Annotated in this window: 24 protein-coding genes and 1 pseudogene; 16 read left to right on the top strand and 9 right to left on the bottom strand. The window is 67.4% G+C overall.

Translation table 11 applies throughout. From position 1 onward, the window contains the following. Nucleotides 1-11: 11 nt before the first annotated feature. Entirely contained in the window at nt 12-788 is a 777-nt protein-coding gene (locus tag N2M23_RS05510; protein WP_171155150.1) for an SDR family NAD(P)-dependent oxidoreductase, read from the bottom strand. Between the two features lie 763 nt (nt 789-1,551). Between N2M23_RS05510 and N2M23_RS05505 the strand changes: the two genes are divergently transcribed. The 15 genes from N2M23_RS05505 (at nt 1,552) to N2M23_RS05435 (ending at nt 14,478) form a co-directional block, all read left to right on the top strand. Next, nucleotides 1,552-2,148, top strand: coding sequence for a hypothetical protein (locus N2M23_RS05505; protein ID WP_171150739.1), 597 nt, complete (start codon nt 1,552-1,554; stop codon nt 2,146-2,148). 311 nt (nt 2,149-2,459) lie between these two features. Next, nucleotides 2,460-3,074 (top strand): ATP/GTP-binding protein, encoded by a 615-nt coding sequence (locus N2M23_RS05500; RefSeq protein ID WP_171155151.1) that lies wholly within the window; start codon nt 2,460-2,462, stop codon nt 3,072-3,074. Nucleotides 3,075-3,117: 43 nt separating this feature from the next. Next, the gene (locus N2M23_RS05495) at nt 3,118-3,831 is read left to right on the top strand and encodes an SAF domain-containing protein (protein ID WP_265443916.1); all 714 of its coding nucleotides are present in this window, start codon (nt 3,118-3,120) and stop codon (nt 3,829-3,831) included. Between the two features lie 3 nt (nt 3,832-3,834). Continuing rightward, the gene (locus N2M23_RS05490; RefSeq protein ID WP_171155153.1) at nt 3,835-4,629 is read left to right on the top strand and encodes a hypothetical protein; all 795 of its coding nucleotides are present in this window, start codon (nt 3,835-3,837) and stop codon (nt 4,627-4,629) included. Continuing rightward, nucleotides 4,626-6,248: a TadA family conjugal transfer-associated ATPase gene (locus N2M23_RS05485; RefSeq protein WP_171155155.1), complete on the top strand. Its 1,623-nt coding sequence runs from the start codon at nt 4,626-4,628 to the stop codon at nt 6,246-6,248. The genes N2M23_RS05490 and N2M23_RS05485 overlap by 4 nt, the downstream gene beginning before the upstream one ends. After that, on the top strand, nt 6,245-7,114 hold the full coding sequence (locus N2M23_RS05480; RefSeq protein ID WP_171155157.1) for a type II secretion system F family protein: 870 nt from the start codon (nt 6,245-6,247) through the stop codon (nt 7,112-7,114). Before N2M23_RS05485 ends, N2M23_RS05480 begins: the two co-directional genes overlap by 4 nt. Further along, nucleotides 7,111-8,028 carry a type II secretion system F family protein gene (locus N2M23_RS05475; RefSeq protein WP_171155159.1) on the top strand — a complete coding sequence of 306 codons (918 nt, stop codon included), beginning with the start codon at nt 7,111-7,113 and terminating at the stop codon, nt 8,026-8,028. Before N2M23_RS05480 ends, N2M23_RS05475 begins: the two co-directional genes overlap by 4 nt. Nucleotides 8,029-8,119: 91 nt before the next feature. After that, nucleotides 8,120-8,329, top strand: coding sequence for a hypothetical protein (locus tag N2M23_RS05470; protein WP_171155161.1), 210 nt, complete (start codon nt 8,120-8,122; stop codon nt 8,327-8,329). 17 nt (nt 8,330-8,346) lie between these two features. Then, nucleotides 8,347-8,769, top strand: a complete 423-nt coding sequence (locus N2M23_RS05465; RefSeq protein WP_171155163.1) for a TadE family protein — start codon at nt 8,347-8,349, stop codon at nt 8,767-8,769. Continuing rightward, nucleotides 8,766-9,203: a TadE family protein gene (locus tag N2M23_RS05460; protein WP_171155165.1), complete on the top strand. Its 438-nt coding sequence runs from the start codon at nt 8,766-8,768 to the stop codon at nt 9,201-9,203. The genes N2M23_RS05465 and N2M23_RS05460 overlap by 4 nt, the downstream gene beginning before the upstream one ends. A gap of 5 nt (nt 9,204-9,208) precedes the next feature. Continuing rightward, nucleotides 9,209-9,646 (top strand): TadE/TadG family type IV pilus assembly protein, encoded by a 438-nt coding sequence (locus N2M23_RS05455; protein WP_171155167.1) that lies wholly within the window; start codon nt 9,209-9,211, stop codon nt 9,644-9,646. Next, a complete protein-coding gene (locus N2M23_RS05450) occupies nt 9,643-12,918 on the top strand; it encodes a LysM peptidoglycan-binding domain-containing protein (protein WP_265443911.1) in 3,276 nt (1,091 codons plus the stop codon). Before N2M23_RS05455 ends, N2M23_RS05450 begins: the two co-directional genes overlap by 4 nt. A 223-nt stretch (nt 12,919-13,141) precedes the next feature. Next, nucleotides 13,142-13,450: a macro domain-containing protein gene (locus N2M23_RS05445; RefSeq protein ID WP_246241811.1), complete on the top strand. Its 309-nt coding sequence runs from the start codon at nt 13,142-13,144 to the stop codon at nt 13,448-13,450. Between the two features lie 177 nt (nt 13,451-13,627). After that, entirely contained in the window at nt 13,628-14,002 is a 375-nt protein-coding gene (locus N2M23_RS05440; protein ID WP_171155173.1) for a hypothetical protein, read from the top strand. Next, on the top strand, nt 14,002-14,478 hold the full coding sequence (locus N2M23_RS05435; protein ID WP_171155175.1) for a hypothetical protein: 477 nt from the start codon (nt 14,002-14,004) through the stop codon (nt 14,476-14,478). The genes N2M23_RS05440 and N2M23_RS05435 overlap by 1 nt, the downstream gene beginning before the upstream one ends. A gap of 318 nt (nt 14,479-14,796) precedes the next feature. Here the strand turns inward: N2M23_RS05435 and N2M23_RS05430 are convergent, their stop codons facing one another. From N2M23_RS05430 to N2M23_RS05400, 7 genes are all read right to left on the bottom strand, one after another. Continuing rightward, nucleotides 14,797-15,396, bottom strand: coding sequence for a recombinase family protein (locus tag N2M23_RS05430; protein WP_171155180.1), 600 nt, complete (start codon nt 15,394-15,396; stop codon nt 14,797-14,799). A 666-nt stretch (nt 15,397-16,062) separates the two neighbouring features. Further along, complete coding sequence (locus N2M23_RS05425) at nt 16,063-17,409, bottom strand: dihydrolipoyl dehydrogenase family protein (protein WP_171155184.1); 1,347 nt, start codon at nt 17,407-17,409, stop codon at nt 16,063-16,065. Nucleotides 17,410-17,528: 119 nt separating this feature from the next. Further along, the gene (gene merA, locus N2M23_RS05420) at nt 17,529-18,908 is read right to left on the bottom strand and encodes a mercury(II) reductase (protein ID WP_171155186.1); all 1,380 of its coding nucleotides are present in this window, start codon (nt 18,906-18,908) and stop codon (nt 17,529-17,531) included. Next, nucleotides 18,905-19,960, bottom strand: a complete 1,056-nt coding sequence (locus N2M23_RS05415; protein ID WP_265443909.1) for a cytochrome c biogenesis CcdA family protein — start codon at nt 19,958-19,960, stop codon at nt 18,905-18,907. Before N2M23_RS05415 ends, merA begins: the two co-directional genes overlap by 4 nt. Then, complete coding sequence (locus N2M23_RS05410; protein WP_265443908.1) at nt 19,957-20,313, bottom strand: TlpA family protein disulfide reductase; 357 nt, start codon at nt 20,311-20,313, stop codon at nt 19,957-19,959. Before N2M23_RS05410 ends, N2M23_RS05415 begins: the two co-directional genes overlap by 4 nt. Before the next feature lie 188 nt (nt 20,314-20,501). Beyond that, nucleotides 20,502-20,846 carry a hypothetical protein gene (locus tag N2M23_RS05405; protein WP_265443907.1) on the bottom strand — a complete coding sequence of 115 codons (345 nt, stop codon included), beginning with the start codon at nt 20,844-20,846 and terminating at the stop codon, nt 20,502-20,504. Then, entirely contained in the window at nt 20,846-21,229 is a 384-nt protein-coding gene (locus tag N2M23_RS05400; protein ID WP_265443906.1) for an ArsR/SmtB family transcription factor, read from the bottom strand. Before N2M23_RS05400 ends, N2M23_RS05405 begins: the two co-directional genes overlap by 1 nt. Nucleotides 21,230-21,429: 200 nt before the next feature. Here N2M23_RS05400 and merB point away from each other — a divergent pair, with 200 nt between their 5' ends. Next, a complete protein-coding gene (gene merB, locus N2M23_RS05395; RefSeq protein ID WP_265445083.1) occupies nt 21,430-21,972 on the top strand; it encodes an organomercurial lyase MerB in 543 nt (180 codons plus the stop codon). 74 nt (nt 21,973-22,046) lie between these two features. Here merB and N2M23_RS05390 read toward each other — a convergent pair. Next, nucleotides 22,047-25,190 (bottom strand): annotated as a pseudogene (locus tag N2M23_RS05390) (Tn3 family transposase). Between the last annotated feature and the right edge of the window lie 258 nt (nt 25,191-25,448).

Raw genomic sequence — 25,448 nt, 5'->3', positions numbered from 1 at the left:
CACCCCCAACGTCAGATACGCGGAAGTCGAGTGTAACGACCAGCGGCGCGCGCAAGCAGAGCCGCAACCCGGGAATCCGGCCCGGCGTAAATGATGCGCGAGCCGCGTTGCTGGCCGCGCACGACAGCGCGAGCGATGTCGTCTGCCGACGACCGTGCGACGCGGCGGTCGAAGCTGGCCACCCGTTCCGTTGGATTCTCGTTCTCGGCGAAGCTGCCGTTGCGCAGGATGTCGGTATGCACGCCGCCGATGAGGGCCGTACTGACGCGGACCCCAGCGCCGTCCTGATCCAGCTCGTTGGCCAGGGTGCGAGTAAACCCATAGACACCCGCCTTACTGGCGACATACGACGCGTGGCGGGGAACCGCAATGCTTTCGATCGCGCTGGACGCGGTCACGATGCTGGAGCCGCGTTCGAGGTACGGCAGGCATGCGTGCACGGTGGCGATTGTGCCGATCAGGTTTATGTCGATGACTCGCACCAAGTCCTCGAAGGTGCTCTGGAGCACCGTTCCTGTATGCATAACGCCCGCGAAGGTAAAGACACAGTCAAGAGCCGGTGCTTTTTCAACCCAATTTGCGAGGTCGTGTCGGTAGTCCGTGGCCGTGACGTCCAACGGCGCGACCACCGCTTCACACGGCAGCTCCGCGGCCAGTGCATCGAGCGAATTCCTATCTGTGTCAACGAGAATCAAGGACTCGTAGGTGCCAGCGAGACATCGTGCAAGGGCGCTGCCGATGCCCCCGCTCGCGCCGGTGATGAGGGCGCTACGAGGCTCTGCGCGCATAGCGCGATCGAACCTGTGCGGGGTAAAATCTCGCTGCCGCTCACGTAGGTGAGATCGGCTCTGCGCCTGATGTTTCGGCCGGAGTCCTGAGCTAAAAAAGTGGTGCCTCACGGGCACTGCATAGCACGGCGTTCCCTCTCGGGGAAGGCGCCGGAGGGACTAGAGCATGTCGTCGAACAGCTGGCGCGCACTCCAGGGGGGAGGGCGCTGCATCAGCAATCCAGGACGCCATCCGCATTCCACGGTGGGCAGGCTGCTACCCGCACATCGTCATCCAGGTTCTGCGGCATATCGCCGTGGACGACGTCATGGTGGTTCGCAGCGACGACGACCAGATCTGCGTGGCGATGCCGTTGCAGCCTGATCTTGCGGACCAGCTCACGGCAGCTCGCCCGAACGTGGCGGCGCGAGGGCGAGACCTTCGAACTGCGGTTGGGGTCGGCGTCCCGCGCAGAACTCCACGAATGGAACGACCTGATCCTTGCGGCGGAGCACGCCGAGGTGCTGGCCAAGCGTCTTCGGCGCGCATCACCGGTGGCTATTCGACGGCCGGCGCATCGTGCTCAGGCAGGGTGAAGAGGCGGCGGAACCCATGACGCCGCGCGGAAGGGAGGCTCTGGTGGCACAAGAGCGACACGAGGTTGTGGACGAGCACCTTCCAAAAGTCATAATGCACTAGTGTAAGTGCATCGATTTGAGCCGACGTGACCGCCAGGACCCCTCAAACGGACCTTCTGGCAGGCGAGACAACAAGGAGACCGACATGACGAAGGCGATGCGGATGGCAGGCGCGACCTTGGCTATGGGGAGCGTGCTGCTGGCCTCTGCGTGCGGGAGCAGCGACGGCGGCAAGGCGCCATCGACGACCGCCACGCCGTCTCCCGGCACCAAGTCGTCAACGACCCCTCCGAAGCCGGCTAGCTCGTCCACAACAACGAGCGCTGACCCATTGGCGAAGAAGAAGGCAGCGGCCACCGCGGCGGTGGTCGCGTTCTGGAAGAAGGTCGACGTTCTCGAGACCAACCCGAAGGGCGACTTGACGAGTCTTGATCTCGTCGCGCGCGGCCAGCAGCTCGCGCAATGGCAGTACAACATCGGTGCCGAACGGCAGCGGGGCGAAACAGGAGAGGGCTCCTTCCGAGTTCTGCACCCGGTGGCGTCGAGCACCACCGATCCCGCGACTTATCGCGTGAATGCGTGCCTTGACGGAACCAACTTCCACTTGGTGAAGAAGTCTGGCAAGCCTGTGTCGAGGCCGTCCGGTGCGCCTCACCGAGTGGAGTACCGGTACGGCGTCACGCAGGATCCCAAGACATTCAAGTGGTACGTCACCACAGAGAAAGTCCTCGGGAAATGCTGACGCGCACACGAGCGGGTGCACTTGCGGCTGGGGTCTCGGTTGCGTTCGTCGGACTCGCGACCCCAGCTGCGCACGCTGCCGGCGGAGTGAAGTGCCCGCCCGGGAGCGTGTGGGATCCCACCTCACAGACCTGCGTGATCCGCGTAGTGGTTCCACCGACGCAGCCGCCGAGCCCAGGTCCGCCGACGCCTACCCCGCCAGGCAAGAAGCCGCCCAAAAAGGGGAAGGGAAAGTGCGAGAGCAGCGTGACTGGCAAGGAAGTTCCGTGCTCCAAGGGCGATGCGTGGTGGTCGCCGTCGAAGCAGTGCTACGTGAGCGTTGCCAAGCCGCAACCGGCGAAGTCTGACCCCGCGTGGCAGGGGCACAAAGACGGCACGATCTACCAATGCGACCTGATTACGTCTCGGTTCTTCTTCTGGTCTGCGACGCAGCCGGATGGGCCGAAGGCACCGCCTGACCCGGTGCAGTTGGCGCGCGAAGCGGTGGCCGCGATGGGATTGAAGGCGATCACGATCGGGATCGTCCCGGGTAACGAGCCGGGCAAGGTCGGGCTGGTCGGGCTGCCGCAATGGATGTGGGTGAAGAATCCGACTCCGAATACCTTCGGGCCGATCACCAAGAGCGTCTCCGCAGCTGGATACACCGTGACAGCGATCGGCAAGGTCGACCGCGTCGTGTGGAACATGGGCGACGGTCAGACCATCACCTGCGATGGTCCGGGCACGCCGTACACCGCAGCGACAGGCAAGGCGAAGTCCCCGACGTGCGGGCACAACGAATACACCAAGCAGGGCAGCTACACGGTTACGGCGACGAGCTACTGGACGATCACCTGGTCTGGCATCGGTCAGACCGGCACGATCCCGGTCACCACGGCCCGCAGAACGACCATTCGAATCGGCGAGGCCCAAGTGCTCACGAAGTGAGCGGTATCCAACGGAACACGGACTGACTGGGGAGACAGCAGCCATGGCAATTGCACCAACAGACGAGCAGCGCAGCGCGCGCCGCCGCGACCAGGGGACCAAGGATCCCGAGGACGCGATCGGACCCGCGGCTTCGAGTGACACCGTGGCGCCGCCGCCGAAGATGCGCCGGCGACCACTGCTTATCGCCGCATCGGTGGCTGCGGTCTGTTTGGGGGCGTTGCTGGCCGTGATGGCTTTCACGTCGATGAACTCCGCGAAGGAAGTCCTCGCGGTGCGATCGACGGTGCACCGCGGCGAGGTGATCACTCGTGGTGACGTGATGATCGTCCGCGTGGGAGTGGACCCCGGGCTGAAGCCGCTGCCAGCATCCGAACTGAACAATGTGGTCGGAAAACGCGCGGCGATGGACATCGCCGCGGGCGGGCTGGTCACCGGTGACGAGATCACCTCGAGCGTGGTGCCGGGTGCAGGTCAGAGCGAGGTCGGGATCAGCCTGGCGTCCGGTGCTCTTCCGGCCAACGGGCTGGAGAACGGCGACGATGTCCGGATCGTGCTGACACCTGGCCAGCAGGGGCAGTACAAGGCCGACTCGATACCCACGGACGTCGCCGCGACCGTAGTCGGCGTCTCGAACGGCGGCTCGAACGGGCAGAAAGTGGTGGACGTGCTGGTCCCCGAGGACCAGGCGCCCGACGTGGCATCGATGGCTGCCACTGGAAAGGTCGCTCTCGTCCTGGACTCGCGAGAACACTGAGCCATGGCGATCATCGTTCTCACCTCAGCCTCGGGATCGCCCGGCGTGACGGCTACCGCCCTGGGCTTGACGCTGACCTGGCCGCGTCCAGCTGTGCTGGTCGAGGCAGACCCGACTGGCGGCAGTGGACTCCTGGCGGGTTACTTCCACGGTGAGGTCGCCCACTCTGGCGGTCTCATCGACTTGGCGGTGGCGCACCGCGAAGGCAACCTGGCGCAGTCCCTGTGGTCTCAGATGGTGCCCATCCCGGGTTCGAACGCGCTGCTGCTTCCCGGGGTCCGCAGCCACGCTCAAGCGCGCAGCCTGACGACGTTGTGGGGCCCCCTCACGAGCGCACTACGCGGGCTGGGGCGCAACGGTCAGGACGTCATCGTCGACGCGGGCCGACTCGGCCTGGAAGGCGCGCCGGGGCCATTGATGATGGGCGCAGATCTGGCGTTGCTGACGATGCGGACAACCCTGCCGGCGCTATCGGGTGCCAGGTCCTGGGCCGAGTCACTGCGCGAGGAGTTCGAGAAGATCGGTTCTTTGCCCCGGCTGGGCACCCTGCTGATCGGGGAGGGGCAGCCATACGGCGCGCGAGAAGTTCGCAAGGTCCTCGGACTGCCCGTCATAGAGAGCGTTCCGTGGGATGCCGCTGGCGCCTCCGTGTTCTCCACCGGCGCTAACCGACCGCGCAAGTTCGACAACTCCGGCCTGGTGCGCGGCTTGCGCGCGACCGGGGCAGCGATCCAGGCAGCGATCGAAAGCAACCGCGCCGACCTTGAGGTCACCAAGAATGTAGGGAGCCCCGCATGACCCAGTCGAACCCCTGGGTGTCCGATCCGGATGACCCGACAGACCCCACCTCCTTGCCGCTCTTCGCCGGCGACGACGGCGCGGACACGGATAAGCCGAAGACCGGCCGGGCGCGGTCATCGTTTTCGCTGGGAGAGGAGTCGCATGACCGCCCCGCCTACATTCACGCAGTCGACCAACCACGATCGGATGACGACTCGACCGATGCCGGTCGAGGGCGTCAAGCAGGCAGATCGGCACGACGACGCAAAACCGGCGCGAACGCGCACGACGGCATCGACTGGGGGCTGGTCGCGGCATTCCGGAGCCAGGCATCAGAACAGCTCAGTGCAGCGATCGGCAAGGACCGCACGCTCGATGAGCAAGCCCAGGAGGAACTCGGCCGCTCGATCATCCTTGAGCTGCTGGAGAGCGAGGCCGCTGAGGCGGTCTCGGCCGGGCGCCAGTCCTGGTCCCTGGACCAACAAGACGACATGGCCGACGCGATCTTCAACGCACTCTTCCGGCTGGGACGGTTCCAGCCGCTGGTCGACGACGAGACCGTGGAGAACATCGAGGCCTATGGTCACGATCACGTGCTGTTGCTGCACAGCGACGGCCGGATCGAACCGGGCCCACCGGTCGCCGAGAGCGACGAGGAACTGATCGAGTTCCTCACGTTCCTCGGCAGCAAATCCGGCAGCGGGCGACCCTTCTCCGAGGCGCAACCCCGGCTGCACATCAACCTGCCTGGAGGAGCGCGGCTTGCCGCAGCCTGCTGGAGCACCAACCGGCCGACGGTGGTGATCCGCCGGCACCGCGTGCGCGACACCGACCTGCGGGAATTGGCCGCGACCGGGATGCTCAGCGACCTGCAAGCCGATTTCCTCGAAGCAGCCGTCAAGGCCCGCCTCAACATCATCGTCGCCGGCCCGCAGGGCGCAGGAAAGACAACCATGGTGCGCGGATTGTGTGCGTCGATCGACCCATGGGAAAAGATCGGCACCTTTGAGACGGAGTACGAGCTCTTCCTAGAAGAGATGCCCCGGCACAAGCGCGTCATCGCCTTCGAGTCCCGACCGGGATCGGGAGAGGTGGGCATCAACGGCCGACAGGCCGGCGAAGTGACCCTCGACGACCTGCTCATCGACAGCTTCCGGTTCATGCTCGGACGCACGATCGTGGGCGAGGTCCGTGGCCCGGAGATCCTGTCGATGATCAAAGCGATGCAGTCGACCGCCGGGTCCATCAGCACCACCCACGCGGCCAACGCGAAAGCCGCGATCAGGAAGCTGGTTACCTGCGCGATGGAAGCAGGAGCGCACATCTCCGACGGGTACGCGGTGAGCGCGGTGGCCGGACACATCGACCTGATCGTGCAGCTGCACTACCAGCCCGGTGCCCAGGAGGGGACCGACCAGGAAAAGCGGCCGCAGCGATGGATCTCTGAGATCGTCTCGGTCGAGCCTGGGGAAGAAGCCACCGGATATGCGACCCAGCATGTGTTCCGGCCGAAATTTGGCGGGCCGGCGGTCGCCAGCGTGCTGCCGGAACACATCCGAGGGGTGTTGGATGAGCACGGATTCGACACTCGCGCCTTCGAGAACGAGCGCCGGATCCATGGAGGCGAAACCTCATGACCGCCCTGGTCTCTGGCCTGGCCGGTGCGCTCATCGTGGCCGGCGTGCTGGGCGCTGTGCTGGGTGTGCGGCCCGCGCCAGAGAAGCCACCTGCACCAGCCTGGACGCACCTCCCCTTGGTGGCACGGCTGGGTCAAATCTCCCCTAGAACCCGGGTGCTATTGCTGGTCGGGGCTGGTGCAGGTCTCATCGTGGCGGTCGTCACGGGATGGTTCATCGCGATCCTCGCGGTGCCCGCGATCATCGTCGGACTTCCGATGCTGCTGACTGCACCTCGCGCGGCTTCCGAAATCGAGCGGCTCGAAGCGATGGAGGAGTGGACCCGATCACTGTCCGGGGTGCTCACGGCCGGTGTCGGCCTCGAGCAGGCATTGATCGCAACGTTGCGGTCGACGCCGGACGCCATACGCCCGGAGGTGAACAGGCTCGTCGCGCGACTCGGCGCCCGATGGGGTACTGAAGACGCCCTACGGGCATTCGCCGACGACCTCGACGACGCCACAGGAGACTTGGTGGCCGCCAACCTGATTCTCGGGGCTCGGCGCCGCGGGCGTGGCCTGGCCAACGTGTTGGAATCACTGGCCGAGTCGGTGGCTGCCGATGTGCGGGCACGCAGGCAGATCGAGGCCGACCGCGCCAAGCCTCGCGCGACAGCCCGCTGGATCACCTTGATCACCGTCGGGGTGCTGGCGTTCCTGGCACTCACGGGACGCTACGTCGCACCGTACGGATCACCCTTGGGGCAAATCCTGCTGGTCGTGCTGTTGAGCGCCTACGTCGCCACCTTGATCTGGATGCGCACGATGACCCGCGGCGCAGCTCTCCCACGCTTCATCGGGATGCAGACTGGGGGATGGAAAGCATGATCACGGGACTGCAACTGGCGCTGGTCGGTGGTGGATTCATCGGCCTCGGCCTGGCATTGCTGGTGTGGCGGCTGGTGCCTGCTCAACCTGACCTCGGGGACGCCCTGGAACGTCTCTCCCCGGACCAGCCGCGTCGCGTCCGTGATCGTGCCGAGACGACCGCGCAGCCGGCGGACACGCGTGAGCGGGTCGGGCAGTGGGCGCTCAAGACGTTCCCGCCCGGCGCGTGGGCCCGCACCCCACACAGGGAGCTGGCGCTGCTGCGGATGCCGCTGACCCGCTTCTACGGCGAGAAGGTTCTGTTCGCCCTTTTCGGCCTGGTTGTCCCGCCGTTGTTGATGAGCTTCTTCGCGGTGATCGGACTGCGGCTGCCGTTCGTCATCCCGGTCGTTGCGACGCTCGTGTTCGCCGGGGTGATGTTCTTCCTGCCCGACTACAACGCACGCGACGACGCCAAGAAAGCCCGAGACGAATTTAACCGGGCGCTGGGCGCGTACATCGATCTTGTTGCGCTGGAACGTAATTCAGGGTCGGGGTCCCGGCAGGCGATGGAAGTCGCGGCGGGTGTCGGCGACAGCTGGGTGTTCCGCAGGCTGAGCGAAGAACTCACCCGGTCACGGTGGTCGGGCGAGGCGCCCTGGGAGGCCATCAGGGCGCTGGGGCACGAGCTCGGCTTGACCGAGCTGGAGGACCTGGCCGACATCATGCGGCTGTCCGGGGAGGAAGGAACTCAGATCTACACCCAGCTGCGCGCCCGCTCGGCTTCGATGCGGACCGCGATGCTCAACTCCGAACTCGCCAAGGCCAACGAGGTAGGCGAACGGATGAGCATCCCGATGAGCTTGCTCGGGGTGATCTTCATGGCATTGCTGATCGCGCCGGCGCTGCTGCGAGTAGTCGGGGGTGGCAGCTGATCGGACCTATTGCCCCGCCACACCAGACCAACCGAACTGAACCGTCACCACACCGGGCCACCGGCCACTAACTAGAAGAAAGGCACAAACCATGATTCAGCTCATCGCCACTTTGCACACTCTCGGCGCACGCATGCAGAACAGCCTCGACGAGGCCCGCATCACCATGCGTGACAACCAGGAGGAGGGCTCGGTCTCGATCGAGTCCGTTGTCTGGGCGGTTGCCGTGATCGCGATCGCCGGCATCGTCGTGACAGCCATCACCGCCTATGTCCGCAGCAAGTCCGGCGACATCAAGTAGACGGACCGGACAGACCAATGACCAGGATCGTCACGCTGTTGCGCACCCGACTCGGTCGCCGAGTCGGGGCGGAACGCGAACGCGGATCGAGCTCCATCCAGATGATTGTGCTCCTGCCTGCGCTCTTCACGGTGATGTTCCTGGGCATGCAAGCCGCACTCTGGTTCCATGCACGGTCCGTCGCGATCGCTGCGGCACAAGAAGGTGCACGCACTGCCGGTGCGCAGAACGGGTCCGCGGCGGCCGGGATCAGCGATGCTGCCTCTTTCGTCAGCGATGCCGGTGGCAGCGATGTCCTCGCCGGCGTCCACGTCAGCGGCGGCCGCTCCGGAAACCGGGCAACGGTCACCGTCAGTGGGACCTCGATGAGCATCATCCCTGGCTGGACCATCACGGTGCACCAAAGCGCCACGGTGCCGGTGGAAAGGCTCACCCGATGAGCTGGCTACGCATCCGTCGCGATCCGGAGGAGGGCTCGGCCGCCATCGAGGCAGCCATCGCGGTGCCAGCGTTCATGCTCTTTGTGCTGTTGGTGATCTTCGGCGGCCGGGTCGCGATGGCGCACCAAGCGGTGCAGTCAGCAGCAGCCGAAGCCGCCCGGACAGCATCACTGGAACGGACCGAAGGAGCCGCACAGGGCAGCGGGGCCAGTGGTGCGGCGGCAAGCCTGACATCACAGGGCCTGCACTGCATCTCGCAACAGGTCGACGTCGACGCCTCCGGTTTCGCCGCTCCGGTGGGGACGCCGGCCACCATCCGGGCGACGGTTCGCTGCACTGTCGACCTGTCGGACGTGTCCGTGCCTGGTGTTCCGGGGTCGATGACGATCACCGAGACGATGACCAGCCCGCTCGACACATACCGGGAGAGATGATGCAGATGGGCAAGAAGCAGCATCAGGGACTCGACCGCGAACGCGGTTCGGTAACCATCTTCATGGCCGCGGCGGCCTTCGTGATGATCGTGCTCGTAGGTCTGGCCGTCGACCTCGGCGGGCAGGTCGCTGCTCAGCAGCGCGCCCGGGATGTGGCCGGCCAGGCCGCACGTGCAGGCGGCGAGCAGGTCCTCGGTGGGCCCGCTGTCGAGGGCCAGGGTGCCCAGATCGACACCAATGCAGCGGCAGCCGCTGCCCGCAGCTACCTGGCAGCGGCCGGAGTAGACGGCACGGTTGCGGTCACGAGTAACGACACCTTGGTGGTGACGACCTCGCAGAACTACCAGACCAAGTTCCTGTCGGTCATGGGGATCGGGAGCCTGCACGTCACCGGCCACAGCAGCGCGCGTCTGATCCGCGCGCAGAATGGAGTAGCCCGATGAGAGGCATCCGCGCCCGGCTCGCCGGACTGTTCGCCACCTTGCTGATCCTGGGCATCATCATCGGGTTGCCCCTGGTGCTGCTTGCCGTGGGAGCCAGCCCGGCGCACCTGTCGGTGCCGACGCTCGACGGCATCAAGACCGCATTGACCAACCCCGACGACGGCACTCTCGCCCTATCTGCCGTCAAAGTCATCGCTTGGGTGGCATGGGCGTTCCTGACGGTGTCGATCGTGCTGGAGATCTTCGCCCGCGCGAGAGGAGTTCGAGCACCGCAGCTGCCCGGCCTGCGCATGCCGCAGTCGGCCGCCAAGGGCATGGTCGGCATGGCCATTCTGCTGTTCACCGCCTCGCCGGTCACCGCTCAGCTGGCCAACGCCGCCCCGCTGCCCGCGTCGCAGAACGTGACGGCCTCCTCTGTCGCCCACCCGGGCAGCAAGTCCGCCCCGCAGGCCAAGGGCACGAGCCACGGGCAGCAGGCCACCACGCCGGCAGCCACCCACACGGTCAAACACACGGTGCAACCCGGAGAAACCTTGTGGTCCATCGCCCGAGATCACCTGGGTTCGGGCGAGCGATACACCGAGATCGCCGCGTTGAATCACGACGTGCTGGGCAACAAGCCAGGCTTCTTGAAACCCGGCTGGACCCTCCACTTGCCGGCACCCGCGGGGCAGACGTCAACGAGTGAGCACACCGTGACCGTGCACGCCGGGCAGACCTTGTCCGGGATCGCGCAAAAGCAACTCGGCGACGCCAACCGATACCCCGAGATCGAAGCGGCCTCGAAGGCGATCGTGCAGCCGGGCGGCACCCACCTGACCAACCCCAACCAGATCGGCGCAGGATGGACGCTGGTCATCCCTGGCTCAACGAGCAGCGATCACGTCAAGCCCGTGATCACCAAACACACGGCGCCAAAGCATGCGCCCGCACCGAAACACAGTGCACCGAAACACAGTGCACCGGCGACACCACCTGCGGTCCCGGCTCCTACCCATCAGGCGCCCGCACCGAAGGCCACGCACGAAACCCCAGCGCCGTCGCAAACGCACAGCACGCCGACGCCGACACAGTCCGCGGATCAGCAGACCGTTCCGCACGAGGCCCAGCTGGACCAACAGCACGCGAGCAGCGCGCCCTGGATGCTGACCGGCCTCACGGGCGCCGGCGCGATCCTGGCGGGTTCGGCGTGGCTCACGCTGCGCCGGCGTCGTCGCACCCAGTTCCGAGCCCGCCGTCCGGGGCGCACGATCGCCGTACCGGAGCCCGAGCTGGCACCGGTCGAGAAGACCATCACCGTTGTCGGTGCGACGTCGGCTCCCACGGTCGAGCAGATGGACACGCTGCTGCGGAGTCTGGCGGCCCACGCCACAGACGCCGGGTTGGCACTGCCGCCGGTCGCCGCGGTTGAACTCGGCACCACACAGATCGTGGTGCACCTGAGCAGCCCGAGCTCCCTGCCCGAGCCATGGGAAGGCACCGACGATCGGCTGCACTGGGTGTGCCCGGCTGATGGCCTTGCCGGTGTGCCCGCCGACCTGGACCAGGACCAGCCTGCGCCCTACCCGCTCCTGGTCACGATCGGTTCCAGCGACGATGACCGCGTGTGGCTGCTCAACTGCGAGGACCTCGCCGCGATCAACCTGACGGGAGACGCCACCTACGCGCGCGACTTCGCCCGGTACCTCGCGGCAGAACTCGCGCTGAACCCGTGGTCGGCCGGCGTCACGGTCGACTGCATCGGCGTTGCCAGCGAAGTCGCCGGGCTGAACCCCGAGCGGGTCCGCTACCACGACGCGTCCGGTGACGCTGCCGCGGAGGCCGTCGCCGATGCCGTGGCGATGATCGACCGCGCCGAAGCGCAACAGGTCGACGTGGCAACCGGCCGCGGCAGCAAAGCCGATGACGATGTGTGGCCCGCCCGGCTTCTGCTGGTTGATGCCGACCGGACTGCGGATCGGAAGGTCGTCGACCAGCTGCTCGACCTGGTCGAGCAGCACAGCGGAAAGACCGGCACCGCGATCGTGGTGTCAGCCACGCAGAGCGAAGAACCCCCGACTGGAACCGTGCTCAACCTCAGCTCCACCGGGCGGCTGACGATGCCTCGCGCCGGCCTGGACCTGGTGGCGGTCGGACTGACCGCCGACGAGGCCAAGGGTTGCGCCACGCTGTTCGCGAACAGCGAGGTCCTCGATGACGTCGAGATCCCGGTCGACAAGGACGCCACCGACGGATGGCGGTCGTTCACCAATGAGGCCGGCGCGCTGCGGGAGGAGCACACTAAGCCGCGCGAGGACCGCGACGACGAGACAGCCGAGAGCGTGCTTGACGCCGAGGACGCCGATTACGTCGCCGCGGCCGCGACGACCGAAGAAGACCTGAAAGCGCTGGCCCCACAGGTCCCGGCCCAGGTCCGGGCAGACATCGAAGCCGCCGACCCGACCCTCGATGACGACGTCACGGCCTGGTTCAACGACGATTGTCCGTTGCCGCGTCTGACTCTGCTGGGCCCGATCCATGCACGAACGCACGGCTCCGCCGTGGCGGTGGCCAAGCGCAAGCCCTACGCCACCGAGCTGCTGGCGTACCTGGCAACACGGCCCTATGGTGCGACCCCGGCCCAACTGGCTGAGGCGTTCGACCTCACCGAGGGACGGGCCCGCAGTGACATCAAGATGGTGCGCGACTGGCTTGGGGTGAACCCACGCACCGGCAAAAAGCACCTGCCGAACGCACGCGAATCGGCAGCAGCCAAATGCCGCGGCGTCGGGGTGTACGAGGTGGAGGACATCCTGGTCGACATCGACCTGTTCCGCAGGTTGCGCGCCCGAGGTGAGGCCCGCGGCGGGAGCGAGGGCATCGCCGATCTGCTACGTGCCCTCCAGCTGGTCGACGGTCGGCCCTTCGATCAGATGCGCCCCGGCGGCGGAGAGTGGTTGGCCGGTGGCGACCGGATCGATCACCACATGAACGCCGCCATCGTCGACGTCGCGCACATGGTCACCACCTCGTGCTTGGAATCCGGAGATCTTGTCCGTGCCCGGGCGGCGGCCGAGATCGCCACCGCTGTCGCACCCGACTCAGAAATCGCCAAGCTCGACCTGGTCGCCGTGTTCGAGGCCGAAGGCCACCGAGCCGACGCCGAGCGGATCCTGCGCGACGAGGTCTGCAACCGGTCAGACGACGGTGGGGCACCCGTCGAGCTGTCCGAGCGGACCGAGGCGATCATCCGTAACCACGAGTGGCTCAACCCGGACCGGGCGGCCAGCTGATGGCCGCCGAACGGTTCGACCCGACGTCCGAACGGGCAGCGGTCGCGGTGCGGGTCCGCAGGGTCAGCGGCGATCTCACCGGCCAGCGCGATGTCGACGCACTGGTCAACACGTGGAACCGCAACTACATGCCACGCTGGTTTGCTGTACCCAAGCGGGGTCAGCAGGGCACTGAAGCGACATACCGGGACAGGACCATGGGAAGCAGCTCGCCGGCGCCGGATTGCTTCTCTCCGGCGGGTGCGTGGTCACCGATGCGGGCGAGCTGAGCACAGACCTGAAGCTCATCCACGTGGCCGGACTCAACCTCCGATGGAGAGCCACCGAGGCCACCATCCAAACATCGGTTCACTCGGCCATCCGGGCGGCAAGCATCTACCGGATGCAGCGCATCGCGATGCCACTGATCGGGGCAGGGTCGGGCGGCCTTGATCGGGCGACCTCATTGCGGTGCATCAAAGAGACGCTGAGTGAGTACAACGTTGGCGACCCACTCGAGGTGCTGGTCGTCGAACCCGACCGGAATGCCTGAAGCTCGACGCGGCGAGCATGGCAAATGACGTCACACCCAGCACAGACGATGGCCTGACCTGCGACCCGATCGCCAGGCCAGACCCTGATCGACATTGGAGCTCGGCACCATGGCACAGCCTGCGAACGAACCGGAACCCGAACACGAGGACGACGTGGACGCTATTGGAGGTGGGCGATGAACGTCAGCGCCGGCCAGGGAAAAGGGCCATTTGACCCGGGTGACGTCGAGAAGCCGACGCAGGACGTGGTGACGCACCTAGCGCTGTTGGTGCCGGGCATCGGTCCGGTGACCGTGGACCGTCTGGACGGGCACGCCCTGCGACTGGAACGACGCGACGTGGTGCTGTTCTCCCGGTACTCCGGTCGGCTCGAGCTCCTGGACCCGGCTGCGTTGTCGCAGGGCTACGACGCCAACGGAACGCTTACCGTCGTCGACGACAGCGGTACCCGGTATGTCTTCCCGTCCGGTGGCTGGCCGGGCATCAGGTTCACCGTGACTGAGGCACGGTCAGCACGAGTTGGTGGCAACGGCTCGGGAGGTGGCCGGTGATGGGCGGCCGCGGAGTCTTTGATCTCGGCGGACTCGCTCCGCAGCCCGACGAAGCCGAACAGCTGCAGATCCTCGCCGACGCCGGGATCAGCGCCGAGGCCGTAGATCTGGTGGTGCAAGCCCGCATTACGCACGAGCACGAGCGCGCGCTTGAGGACGTCAGGGTGTTGCGGGCGGCAGAGAATGCGCTCTACCGGCATGCCGACGTCGGCATGCCGGTACCCGAGCAGGACCGGTGGGACAAAGGCACCAAGGTCACCGAGACGGACGATTCTGGCGCCCGGCGGATGCTGGCCGCGGCGATCGCGTCGGCCGAGACCACAGCCAGCGCCGTCGACACATCGGAACAAGTCGCGCAGACGCGCAGCGCAACGATCGGCGGTATGTGCCGGCGCGAGGCCGAGGGGAAGCACGCGGACAACCTGCAGTTGATCGATGGCGCGCGACCGCGCGGGCGCACCGGCACATGGATGTGACGCCGGCGCCACCGATAAGGAGTGCCCGGTATGACAATTTCCATTGAGGGGGGGGAAGCCCATGGCACATCACGATCATCAGAGTTCGGCAATGCAGCCGGGTAAGGGACACTTCCAGGTCGCGCACGAGTGGCTGACCGGGAGGGTGGAAGATCCCCGCAGGCTGGATCCTTTGCTGGAGGATCTGGTCGCGTTGTCGTACGCCGATCCGGGGTCGAGGAACAACGGAACAGTGGTTAGCGGTAGCCGCTGCCTGCGGCGGCTGGTAACGGTGCTGTCACCAGCCGCAATCAAACTGATTCGTACGGGGTGATGACGTCAGTCGTCTGACGGACTGCCTTCGGGTTCTCCGGCGCGTTTGACCGCGCGGTAGACGGTGGAGCGGCCCACATTGAACAAGTCGGCCAGCTCGGCCGAGGTGTGCTTGCCACCGCGCCACAGCTCAACCAGGTGCGCCTCCTGGGCGGCCTTGAGCTTGGGTTCCTTGCCCCGCAGCCGGCCCTTGGCCTTGGCGACCTTCATCCCTTCCCTGGTGCGCATCCGAATTAGGTCCGACTCAAACTCAGCAATCATCGCCAGAACGTTGAACAGCAGCCGGCCGACGGGGTCCGTCGGGTCGTGCACGGAGCCGCCGATGTTCAGCTTGACCTCGGCGGCGGTGAGTTCTTCGACGATGTTGCGGGCGTCGGTCAAGGACCGGGCGAGCCGGTCCAGTTTGGTCACGACGAGGGTGTCGCCGGTGTGGCATGCGGCCAGGGCCTCGCGTAGCCCGGGTCGAGCTCGGTTGGTGCCGGTCAGGCCGTGGTCGACGTAGATCCGTTCCGGCTGTACCCCGAGGGCCTCGAGCGCGTTGCGTTGGGCGGTGAGGTCCTGGTCGTCGGTGGAGCAGCGGGCGTACCCGACGAGCATTCTGGCCATCCGGTGACTGTACCGGTTGAGCGGCCTTCACCGGGCATTAAATCGGGCGGGTCTTACGGGATTGACTGATCGCTGGGGCTCTGCGAAATCGACGGCATCGCGGATCCACTGGGATGTGTTCCGTTGAGGGTTCCTGTTGCGGCGACTGACCGGGAGCCCGGAACATGCCTCTGGCCAGCTCGCCCGGCCGGTCTCGTCGTATCTGTCCGAGCGACTCGCTAACGGGTCCAGACGTGATTGATGGCGAGTGACCGCGCAATACTGGATTCCCTCGACACCGAAGCCGGCTCGACGATGAGGAGCGCTTGATGACAGCACAGACAGAGCTGCAGGATCCCTCAGCGGGCAGGTCGGAGTGCTGGTGCTGTGGCGTGGTCGAAGACCCAGATCGGTTCGTGCACCTCGGCAATCATCCTGAGGTGACGGTGTGCACCCGATGCGCCCATTCGCTACACACCTGGGCTTGGGAGTTGGAAGATCAGGCCAAGACGGGGCCGGCTGTCCGCGCGCGGGATGCGTTTCGAAGGCTGCGCGCTCACGGTATGGAGCACGGGTGGCATCACAATCGGGTCATCGGCAAGCCGCTGCGCTGGCTGGGTAAGCATCTGCCGTGAGCCACATCTACCGAAGCTTGAACCGGAGCGTTAGCTGGGCGGCGCAGTGCAGCTACGCCAGCGCTTCGATCGCGGCGAGGTAGGCCTCGCTGTAGGTGGGGAATTGGGCGACCTGGTCGCGGAGCGCGTCCAGCGGGATTCCGACGCGGATGGCCAGTGCGGCTTGGTGGATCCATTCGCTGGCGAGTGGGGCGACGGCGTAGGCGCCGAGGAGGCGCTGCTCGGTGGCGTCGGCGACGAGGCCGAGGGTGCCGCGTGGTTGCTTCTCGTACGTCCATGGGCGGGCGATGCTGTCGGCGAGGTCGAGTTCGGCGGTGAGGATGTCGTGGCCGGCGGCCTGTGCGGCGGCGGCGGTGATGCCGACGGCCGCGATTTCGGGGTCCCCGAATACGACGCGGGGGATGCCGTCGTAGCGGGCGGTGTGGGTGTGGCCGAGGATGGCGTCGACCGCGACCCGGGCTTGGTACATGCCCACGTGGGTGAAGGGCATGACGGCGGTGACGTCGCCGACCGCCCACAGACCCTCGCCGGCGCGGCACGAGCCGTCGACGGGGATGGCGCCGCGCTCATCGACGGTGATGCCGGTTGCCTGCAGGTCAAGGTCGGCGGTGCGAGGGCGGCGGCCGGCGCCGATGATGATGACGTCAACCCGCAACTGGGTGCCGTCATCGATGGTGACGACGGTGTCGCCGCCTTCTCGGCGGGCCTGGCGAGCGGTGCGGGAGGTGTGGATCGCGACACCGGCCTCGCTCAGCTGCGCGGCGACGAGTTCGCCGACGCGTGGGTCTTCGCGGTCCAGGATCCGGTCTGCTGATTGCACGATGCTGACCTGGGTGCCGAACCGGGCCAGGAAGGTGGCCAGTTCGACGCCGACGGCGCTGCCGCCGATGATCAGCGCGCGGGCGGGGATGTCGGTGAGGGTGGTCGCTTCCCGGTTGGTCCACACCGGCACGTCATCGAGTCCGTCGATGGGCGGGATGATGGGTTCGCTGCCGGTGGCGATGACGATGTTGTCCGCGCTCAGCTCCCGACCGGCGACGGTGATCGTGCGGGGGCCGGTGAACGTGGCGTGGCCTTTGATGACGGTGACGCCCCGATCGGCGTAGCCCTGCACTTGGTCGGTGTCATCGAGGTGGCGGACCATGTAGTCGCGGTAGTCGCGCAAATCGGCCCAGTCCAGCTCCGGGGTGCTGACGCCTTGGGCCCGCTCGGCCTCAGTGTGGACTTCCGGGGCCCGCAGCAGCGTCTTGGACGGGATGCACGCCCAGTAGGCGCATTCCCCGCCGATTAACTCGGCTTCGACTACGGCCACCCGTTGACCGCCGGCGTGGAGCCGGCCGGCCGCGGATTCCCCGGCCGGTCCGGTTCCGATCACGATGGCATCAAATGATTCAGTCATGTCTAGCGGTCTCCTCGGTGCTGGTCGCGCTGGCGGTTGCTAGCGGGCGCGGGTGGTGGCCGACGCGAGGGTCGGGTGGCGCCAGCGCGGGTGCTGGGCCGTGGATGCTGGGCTATGGGTTAGGCGCAGCAGGAGGTGGGCAGTTGCTCGCCCGGCTCAAACAGCTTCGCGGCGACGCGCAGGCTTTCAGCCATCGTCAAGTAGGGCGCCCACGCGTCGGCCATCTGATGCACAGTCATCCCGGTCTTGATCGCGTAGGTGGCGGCGAGCATCAGCTCACCGGCGCCCTCGGCCGCGGCGTGCACACCGAGGAGGCGACCGGTGGTGGCGTCGGCGACCAGCTTCACCGCGCCCAGGGTGTCGAAGTTGACCAGCGCCCGGGGTACGTCGGCCAAAGCCAGGGTGCGGCAGGCGCACGTGTAGCCGGCGTCCAGGGCCTGCTGTTTGCTCAGCCCGGCTGAGGCCAGCTGCGGTCGGGTGAACATGACCGCTGGCAGCCCGGTGTAGTCGACGTGATCAGTGGCGCCGAAGGCGTTGGCCGCCGCGACCCGGCCTTGCGCGGCGGCGACGTAGACGTACTGCGGGCCGCCGGTGACATCGCCGGCGGCGAAGACGGCCGGGTTGGAGGTGCGCTGATGCTCATCAACGACGATGAAGCCACGCTCGTCTGTCTTCACCCCTGCCGCGGTCAGGTTCAGTGCCGAGGTCCGCGGGGTGCGCCCGGTCGCGATCAGCACCTGGGCGGCGCTGATCCGTAGGCCGGTGTCACTCACTACGGTCACGCCCGCCGCGACGGCCTCGACCGCGCGGGCGCGGTGTTCCACGAGGCGGATGCCGTCGCGGGTGAAAGCCTCGCGCATCACCTGCCGAAGTTCCGGTTCCGCAGCCGGGGCCAGCCGCCCCAGCAGGGTGACTTTCACGCCCAGGCCGGCGAACAGCTGGGCTTGTTCCATGCCGACGTAACCGCCGCCGATGACCAGCAGCGACTCGGGCAGCTCGGTGAGCTCCATGGCCGTGGTCGAGGTCAGGTAGCTGACATCCTCCAGCCCGGGCAGATCCGGGCGCTGAGGTTCGGCGCCGGTGGCCAGCAGGACCGCGGCAGCAGGGAGGGGGCGCCCGTCGACGGTGAACACGCCGTCCTGGTCGAACGCGGCGGTCCCGGAGCGGACTTCGAAGCCGTAGGCATCAGCGACCGCGGCGTACTTGCCCTGCCGCAAGTGCGCGACCAGCTCGTCCTTCTGGCTGATGAGGGCTGCCAGGTCCACCGGCCCGGCGGAGGTGGGCGCCCCGGCGTAGGGGTTTGCAGCCGCGGCGGCGCGGTGGCCGGAGATGTGCAGCAGGGTCTTGCTGGGGACGCAGCCGACATTGACGCAGGTGCCCCCGAGAGTGCCGGCGTCGACCAGCAGAACGGTCTTGTCGGCCTGGCGGGCGCTGATCGCGGCGCTCATCGCCGCTCCGCCGGATCCCACCACTACCAGGTCATATTCGGTGTCAGTCATTCGTAGTGCCCTTCTTTCCAGTTGCGTGCCCGGCGGCGGGTGTAGCTAACGGGGTGGGAGTCAGATCCCATTCGGCGACGCTCACCTGCGTCACCGGGGTCCCGTGCGGTGTTCGGGGCTGAGGCGCTGGGCGCCGGCGCGGGGGCGCAGCAGTCCTCCTCTACCGATTCGACGGTGTGACCCTCGACCGTGCAACGATCGCCAGCAACGTGGCTGTTGTTCCGGCTGGCGCGGGCCGCCACGGCGACAGCCAGGACGAGGGCAAGGGCCACCCCGGCCGTCACGGCGGCCTGGCCGGTGTGGGCTTGCAGCCAGGTCGACGTAGCTGCGGACCACCGGTCGATGCTGGGCAGCCCGTGGCCGACCCGGGCCCGGCCGGTGACCGCCGGCCACCAGTACACCGCCACGTAGGCGCCGGTGATCACCAGCAGGCCTGCGGTGATCCGGGCCTGTTGGCGGGCCAGGGCCCGGACCCAGCGGGTCAGCGCGGCGCCGGTGAGTGCCGCTGCGGCGGACAGCACCAGCAGCAGTGCGATGGAACCGGCGGCGTATGCGGCAAACACCCCGAGTTGCCCAACGAAGCCGGTGGTGGCCTGGGCTTGGGCGATCACGGCCAGCAGCACTCCGAAGGTGCAGGCCAGCGACGCCGCGGCGTAGCCGACTCCGAACAGCGCCCACCGGGCGATACCGGTGTGCGCGCCCGGGTCACCGAGGGTTGGCAGTCGAAGCCGCAGTTGCGGTCCGCGGCCGATGAATCCGACCAGCCCCAGGATGATCAACAGGAGTCCGACCCCGAATCCGAGCCACGGGGCGGCGCGGATCAGCTGATGCGCGCCGGCGCTGATCGCTAGGCCTGCGGTGGCCAGAGTCGCGGCGAACCCGAGCGCCAGGGCTGTCCCCACGCCCAGGGCATGACCGAGCCGGCGGCTCAGCGGCGCGTCAGGCTGATCGGCAAGGGTGTGGGTGAGGTAGGCCGGTAGCAGCGCGAACCCGCACGGGTTGAGGGGGGCGAGTAGGCCGCCGGTGAAGGCGAGCGTGAGCAGCCCGTTCACGATGAGTGCGCGACCGCGGCGGTGATCGCGTTCGCGGTGGGGTTGACCGCGCGGTAGGTGACTTTGCCGGCCGGGTTGATGACGATCACGCTGCTCAACGCGGAGACCTGGTACTTGCCGGTCAGGGCCGCCTTCTCATCGACCACGGACGGCAGGTTCTTCGCGTTGACCGAGCTGAGGAACCCGCTCAGGTCCCGGGGCGCCACCCCGGGGTCGAGGTCCACGGCCAGGAAGGTGGCTTTGTCACCGCTGGTGCGGGAGGCCTGCGCGACAGCCTTCGCCGCGGCCGAACAGTCCGCGCAGCTGATCGAGATGAACACCAGCACGCTGGGTTTGCTGCTGGGCACGCGCACCGTCGAACCGTTGATAGTCCTCAGGGCGGTGCTCACCGCCGGGGCCGCGCCGGAATGTGGCCCCGCCGCAGCTGACGGGGTCTGGGGGCTGCTTGCGGTCGACGTGGCGCCGCACCCGGTAAGGACTGCTCCCGCGGCGAGCATGACGAGCCCGGCACTGGCGCGGCGAGTCATGCTGCTCCTGCGGTTCACCGTGTCCTCTTTTCCACGAGATTGGAGGGTTCGTCCACAGGGTGCGTCGGGAAGTTGTCCCCACCGGCCTTGGTGCGGGTGTGCGGCGGGCAGCACTCATCCGAGCCGGCAGCACCGCCGTGGACGCTGCGGCGGTGGTGGCGCGCGAGAGTGAAGCCCGCAGCGGCCACCACGAGCACCACGCCGGCGGCAATCAGCCACGGGCTGCGCACCGCCCCACCGGTTACCGCCAGCGCACCACCAGCCAGCAGCGCCGGGCCGGCACAGCACAGCACCACCACACCAGCAACCCCGAGCATCGCGAACATACCAGCCGACGACGACTGACGAGGCTCGTTCATCACTGCACTTCCCGTTGTTCTGACGCGGCCGGGATCCGCACGCATGCCGCCAACGCTGCGGCGTTGTCCGCGGCCAACGACCGCGCCAACATCACCAAGTCAGCCACCCGCGGGTCGACCACCTTGTAGTGGGCGTAGCGACCCTCCCGGCGGAGCTGGACGTAACCGCAGTCGGCCAGACATGCGAGGTGGCTGGACACGCGGCCTTGGGACAAGCCGACGAACCCGACACAGTCACTGACGGTGTGTTCCTCGGCGAGCAGGAACTCCAGCAGCCGCAGCCGCGTCGGGTCAGCCAGCGCCCGGAAAAACTTGGCCACCATCTCCACCCCGCTATCAGTCTCCGGCAGGAACGCCAGACCCAGATCGGATGTGCTTGTCACAAGATCACCCCTCAAATTTCCTATTCGCTTCAACGGATATAACTGTACTATGCTCATATCCGTTAAAGCAAATAGGTACATGTGAAAGGACCGTCCGTGATGACGTCTCAGGTCGAACAACTCAGCGCCCGGCTCGACGCGGCCTTCGACCGCACCGGCTCCACGGCCGATCTGCGCACCCTGACCCAGCCGCTGCTGAACTGCTAACCGCCGGGCAACCCGTCAGCGCAGAACAGCTCGCCGCGGCCACCGGCCGATCCGTAGCACAGATACACGCAGCGCTGCCGAACCTGCCCAGCATCGAACTGGACGCGCAGGCCCGAGTGATCGGCATGGGCATCACGCTCACCCCCACGGCCCATCGCTTCGAGGTACAGGGCACCCGCCTCTATACCTGGTGCGCGCTGGACACCCTCATCTTCCCGGCCCTGATTGGCCGCACCGCGCACGTCACCTCCTCCTGCCACGCCACAGGGGAACCCGTCCGGCTGACCGTCAGTCCCGACCATGTCTTCGACATCACCCCAGCCGACGCCGTCGTCTCTATCGTCACCCCAGATGACGTCTCCGCCGTCCGCACTTCCTTCTGCAACGAAGTCCATTTCTTCGCCTCCCCAGAGGCCGCCGCCCCGTGGCTCGCCGAACATCCCGGCGCGACCGTCCTGCCCATCACAGACGCGTTCGCCTTGGGCCAGGGCATGGCCGCGAACCAGTTCACCTCCCAGCCCCCGGCCTGCTGCTGAACGCCGCATCGAGCAGTTCGCCTGACGACCTCGGACGTTCAAGTCTCGATAGAGGATCCCCTTACGGGGCGATATCAGGACTCGTCGCCGTCGCGTGTGTCCGGGTCGCGCAGGGGTCGTAGCCCGGCAGGCGGCTGGCTGGTGAAGGCGTAACGGCCCAAACAGTTGAGGTGTGCGTATCCGAGCGGAGAGAGCCGGGCGATGTCTTCCTCGCGCACCGGGTGGCCGTCGTCGCGCAGCTGCTCGACGACGGCGTCGAGGTAGCGGGTGTTCCACAGTACGACCGCGTTCAGGACCAGGCCGAGTGCGGCGAGCTGGTCTTCTTGGCCCTCGCGGTAGGCCTGCCGGATCTGGCCGCGGTTGCCGTGGCAGATCTTGCGAGCCAGCGCGTGCCGGGATTCCTGCACCGTCAGCTGGCGGTTCATGCGCCGCTGATAGGTCCCATCGACCGGGTCTACCAGCGCCAGGAGATGCAGCGTCTTGGCGATCCGGCCGTACTCGATAAACGCCTGCCCCAGCGGGGTAGGGTGCCCGTCGCGGCCGAACATCCGCACCAGGTCGTAGGCGCGCACCTGATCGGTGACCAGTGACCCAGCCACCCGCAGCACGTCCGGCCACTGGGTTTCGATCTTGCGCACATTGATGGTGTGCCGGGCGATCTCCTCCAGCGGGCCGTAGTCGCCGATGGCGGACTGCTCGGGCGACAGCGCCACGCCGGCGGGGAGCGGGTCGGGCAGCGGCCCCCGCCAGTACCGCTGATCGGGCAGGTCCGCGAAGCGCGGCGCGAACCAGTAACCCAGGATCGCGAACAGGCCAAAGACCATGTCGCTGTACGAGGCGTTGTCCGTGGTCACGATCTCCGGTTTCGGTCCTGCGTCCAGGTTCAGCAGCGCATCCAGGATGAACAGCGAGTCCCGTGGGGTCCCCGGCACCACCATCTGCCCGATCCCGGCGACCTGGTCGTTGACCGCATTCAACCAGGTGATCCCGCGCTTGTGCCCGAAGTACTTCGGCGAGGGCCCGGCGTTGATCGTGCGCACCGGCACCACGAAACGCAGCCCGTCGACCGAGGCCAGCAACCCGCCGCCCCAGGCGCGGGCGATCGGGACCTGGGCCTGCGCATCGATGAGGACGGCGTTGGCGGCGGCGTGGTTGTCCGCGCGCAGGTAGTACTGATCGACGTGCGCCAGCCGGGCACGGGACAACGCGCCGTCACCGGGCTTGATCACCGGAGTCAGCCCCACGTTGCAGGCCTCGGCGACCAGCAGCGCCGCCACCGAGACCGGCAGGTCCTTGGCCCGGGTCGAGGCCCCGACCAGGTGCGTGTAGGAGTGAAGGAACCCCGTCCAGGCGTGCACCTCCAGCAGCAGCTCGGGCAGATCTACCCGGGGCAGCATCGCCTGCGCCGTGCTGCGTAGCCACCGGAGGCTGGCGGGTTCGCCGAGCGCGTCGAGGTGATCGACGTGCACCCGGGCCCGGCCATCCGGCCCGGCCACGACCCGGGCGCGGGTGTCCTCGCCGGCCTCACCGAGGCGGGCAGCGGTCTGCTTCCACGCTGCGTCCAGGGTGACCAGCTGGCGGGCGAGCACCACCGGTGCCGGTTCGGTCAGGCCAAGGCCAGCCAGTACGTCCGCACTGACCGCGTCCCATCGCTCACCTTCCAGCAGCAGAGCCCGCGGGTCAGCCCAACGGCGCGAGGGTGTAGCGAACACGTCTCGTCGGCCCAGCGCCCTGTACAGCTGTTCCAGCACGCACACCACGTACGCGTCCCGGTCCACGCAACCGTCCGGCAGACCGGGCGCGTGATGCACCGCTCGTTGCCAGGCCGGGCTGACCAGGTCAGCGTCAATCTCATTCTGTTCCAACGGTTTCTGTGTCACCCGACGACGAGCCAGCTCCGGCAGCCTGCGGACCGCCGCCAGGATCCGTTCACCACCGGGCGCGGCCTGCAACGCCACCGACTCACCCAGCAGGTTCAGGAACGGGCGCACCGTGTTGTACCGGCCGGCAAGCGCGGCACGCATCGCCGCCTCGGCCGATCCGCCATCGTCGGGTACCAGCTCCTCGACAATCTCGATCGCCTCGGCCACCACGATGCGTGGCGCGACCGCCTCCAGGGCCGACCACAACGACGCGACGTCAACAGGCCCGGTCGAGGCTTCAGCTGCCGCGAGCTGTTCCAGCAGCGCCCGGCCGGCCCGGGCGATCGTCCTGGACGCCTTCTCCAGGCGCGGCAACCCGGCAAGCCGCTGCTCGGCCGAGGCGCGCCGGGCCGGACTGAACAGCCGGGTGGCCATCAGCAACGCGAACAGATCTAACGTGTCATCGACCGCGGTCGCCTCCAAATGAGCGACCACCGCGACCAGGGTCGCGGTCCGCTTCGGCTCACTCAGGCGCGCCAGCGCGGTGGCCTTGCTGCCCAGGCCAGTCCGGGCCAGCGCCTGCAGCCGGTTGGCCGGGAGGTCCGCCACCTCGACCAGACCCACCCCCAGCTGCGCGATCTGCTCGGCACGCTACAACGCCCGCACCATTTCCGGGCCCGAGCTGCGGCGCGGCGAGCGACGCAACTCCTCCAACACCGAGAGCCGCGACCCCTCCGGAACCTTCAACAAGTCCACCAGCCGCCGGGGCAAACCCGCATCCGCGCGAGACGCCGACTCCGCCATCACCGTGTGCAACCGAACCTCGGCGTTCTCGCGGGCCGAAGCCACCTGCCGGGTCAGCACACTCACCCCCGGCAGCAGCACCCGGCGCCGCCGCAGCCACGCCACCGCCTGATCGAACAAGGCAACCGGCCCCTCAGCCTGCGTCCACGCACGACCCGCGAGGAACCGCGCGAACTCCTGTGCCACGGCCTGATCCTCGAACGTGCGGTAGCCATACGCATCGCGGATCTCCCAGGAGTGCTCGTACGCCGTCTGAGGTCGCTGGGCGTACTTCTTCACGCACGACGGATCATCGATCCCCAGCTGCTCGGCCACAAGCTCGACCGCAGCCCACGGCACCAGCAGCGGATCCTCCAAGAAGCGGCCCACCGAACGCAGCGTGCCCAACTGCACCGCGAAGCCCAGACGCTGCGAATCTGATCGACGGCGCGCAATCAGATCCCGATCGGCGTCATCAAGGTAGAAGAACCGCTCGACCTCAGCCCGCGACGGGCTCCCGACGAAACACCCGTACGCGGCAACCTGCTCATCGCTGAGGAACTCCACCGGCATGAATCACGACGGTAGACCCCCCGGCCACCACCACACAGGCGAGCTGCCACCCTCCGCCCAATCGCGGCTACCGCTAACCACTGTTCCGTTGTTCCTCAACCCCGCGATCTCGCCGTGCAATTGGCCGGGTTGGGACTATCGCAATTTCGGTGTTTCTGGTCCGTGACACGCCCCATGGTTGGGGCGGGACCGGAGTAGTAACGCATGACACTGCAGGACGTGAACAACAGCAACGAGGAGCCGGCAGGGACGCGACCT

The sequence above is a fragment of the Flexivirga meconopsidis genome (assembly GCF_026162425.1).
GTDB lineage: Bacteria > Actinomycetota > Actinomycetes > Actinomycetales > Dermatophilaceae > Flexivirga > Flexivirga meconopsidis.
This window is presented reverse-complemented; position numbering and strand designations above follow the sequence as displayed.

What these genes read in the sequence shown, in the direction of transcription:
- N2M23_RS05510 (WP_171155150.1), bottom strand. Translation starts at nt 788, where the DNA reads ATGCGCGCAGAGCCTCGTAGCGCCCTCATCACCGGCGCGAGCGGGGGC.
- N2M23_RS05505 (WP_171150739.1), top strand. Translation starts at nt 1,552, where the DNA reads ATGACGAAGGCGATGCGGATGGCAGGCGCGACCTTGGCTATGGGGAGC.
- N2M23_RS05495 (WP_265443916.1), top strand. Translation starts at nt 3,118, where the DNA reads ATGGCAATTGCACCAACAGACGAGCAGCGCAGCGCGCGCCGCCGCGAC.
- N2M23_RS05490 (WP_171155153.1), top strand. Translation starts at nt 3,835, where the DNA reads ATGGCGATCATCGTTCTCACCTCAGCCTCGGGATCGCCCGGCGTGACG.
- N2M23_RS05485 (WP_171155155.1), top strand. Translation starts at nt 4,626, where the DNA reads ATGACCCAGTCGAACCCCTGGGTGTCCGATCCGGATGACCCGACAGAC.
- N2M23_RS05480 (WP_171155157.1), top strand. Translation starts at nt 6,245, where the DNA reads ATGACCGCCCTGGTCTCTGGCCTGGCCGGTGCGCTCATCGTGGCCGGC.
- N2M23_RS05475 (WP_171155159.1), top strand. Translation starts at nt 7,111, where the DNA reads ATGATCACGGGACTGCAACTGGCGCTGGTCGGTGGTGGATTCATCGGC.
- N2M23_RS05470 (WP_171155161.1), top strand. Translation starts at nt 8,120, where the DNA reads ATGATTCAGCTCATCGCCACTTTGCACACTCTCGGCGCACGCATGCAG.
- N2M23_RS05465 (WP_171155163.1), top strand. Translation starts at nt 8,347, where the DNA reads ATGACCAGGATCGTCACGCTGTTGCGCACCCGACTCGGTCGCCGAGTC.
- N2M23_RS05460 (WP_171155165.1), top strand. Translation starts at nt 8,766, where the DNA reads ATGAGCTGGCTACGCATCCGTCGCGATCCGGAGGAGGGCTCGGCCGCC.
- N2M23_RS05455 (WP_171155167.1), top strand. Translation starts at nt 9,209, where the DNA reads ATGGGCAAGAAGCAGCATCAGGGACTCGACCGCGAACGCGGTTCGGTA.
- N2M23_RS05450 (WP_265443911.1), top strand. Translation starts at nt 9,643, where the DNA reads ATGAGAGGCATCCGCGCCCGGCTCGCCGGACTGTTCGCCACCTTGCTG.
- N2M23_RS05440 (WP_171155173.1), top strand. Translation starts at nt 13,628, where the DNA reads ATGAACGTCAGCGCCGGCCAGGGAAAAGGGCCATTTGACCCGGGTGAC.
- N2M23_RS05435 (WP_171155175.1), top strand. Translation starts at nt 14,002, where the DNA reads ATGGGCGGCCGCGGAGTCTTTGATCTCGGCGGACTCGCTCCGCAGCCC.
- N2M23_RS05430 (WP_171155180.1), bottom strand. Translation starts at nt 15,396, where the DNA reads ATGGCCAGAATGCTCGTCGGGTACGCCCGCTGCTCCACCGACGACCAG.
- N2M23_RS05425 (WP_171155184.1), bottom strand. Translation starts at nt 17,409, where the DNA reads ATGACTGAATCATTTGATGCCATCGTGATCGGAACCGGACCGGCCGGG.
- merA (WP_171155186.1), bottom strand. Translation starts at nt 18,908, where the DNA reads ATGACTGACACCGAATATGACCTGGTAGTGGTGGGATCCGGCGGAGCG.
- N2M23_RS05405 (WP_265443907.1), bottom strand. Translation starts at nt 20,846, where the DNA reads ATGAACGAGCCTCGTCAGTCGTCGTCGGCTGGTATGTTCGCGATGCTC.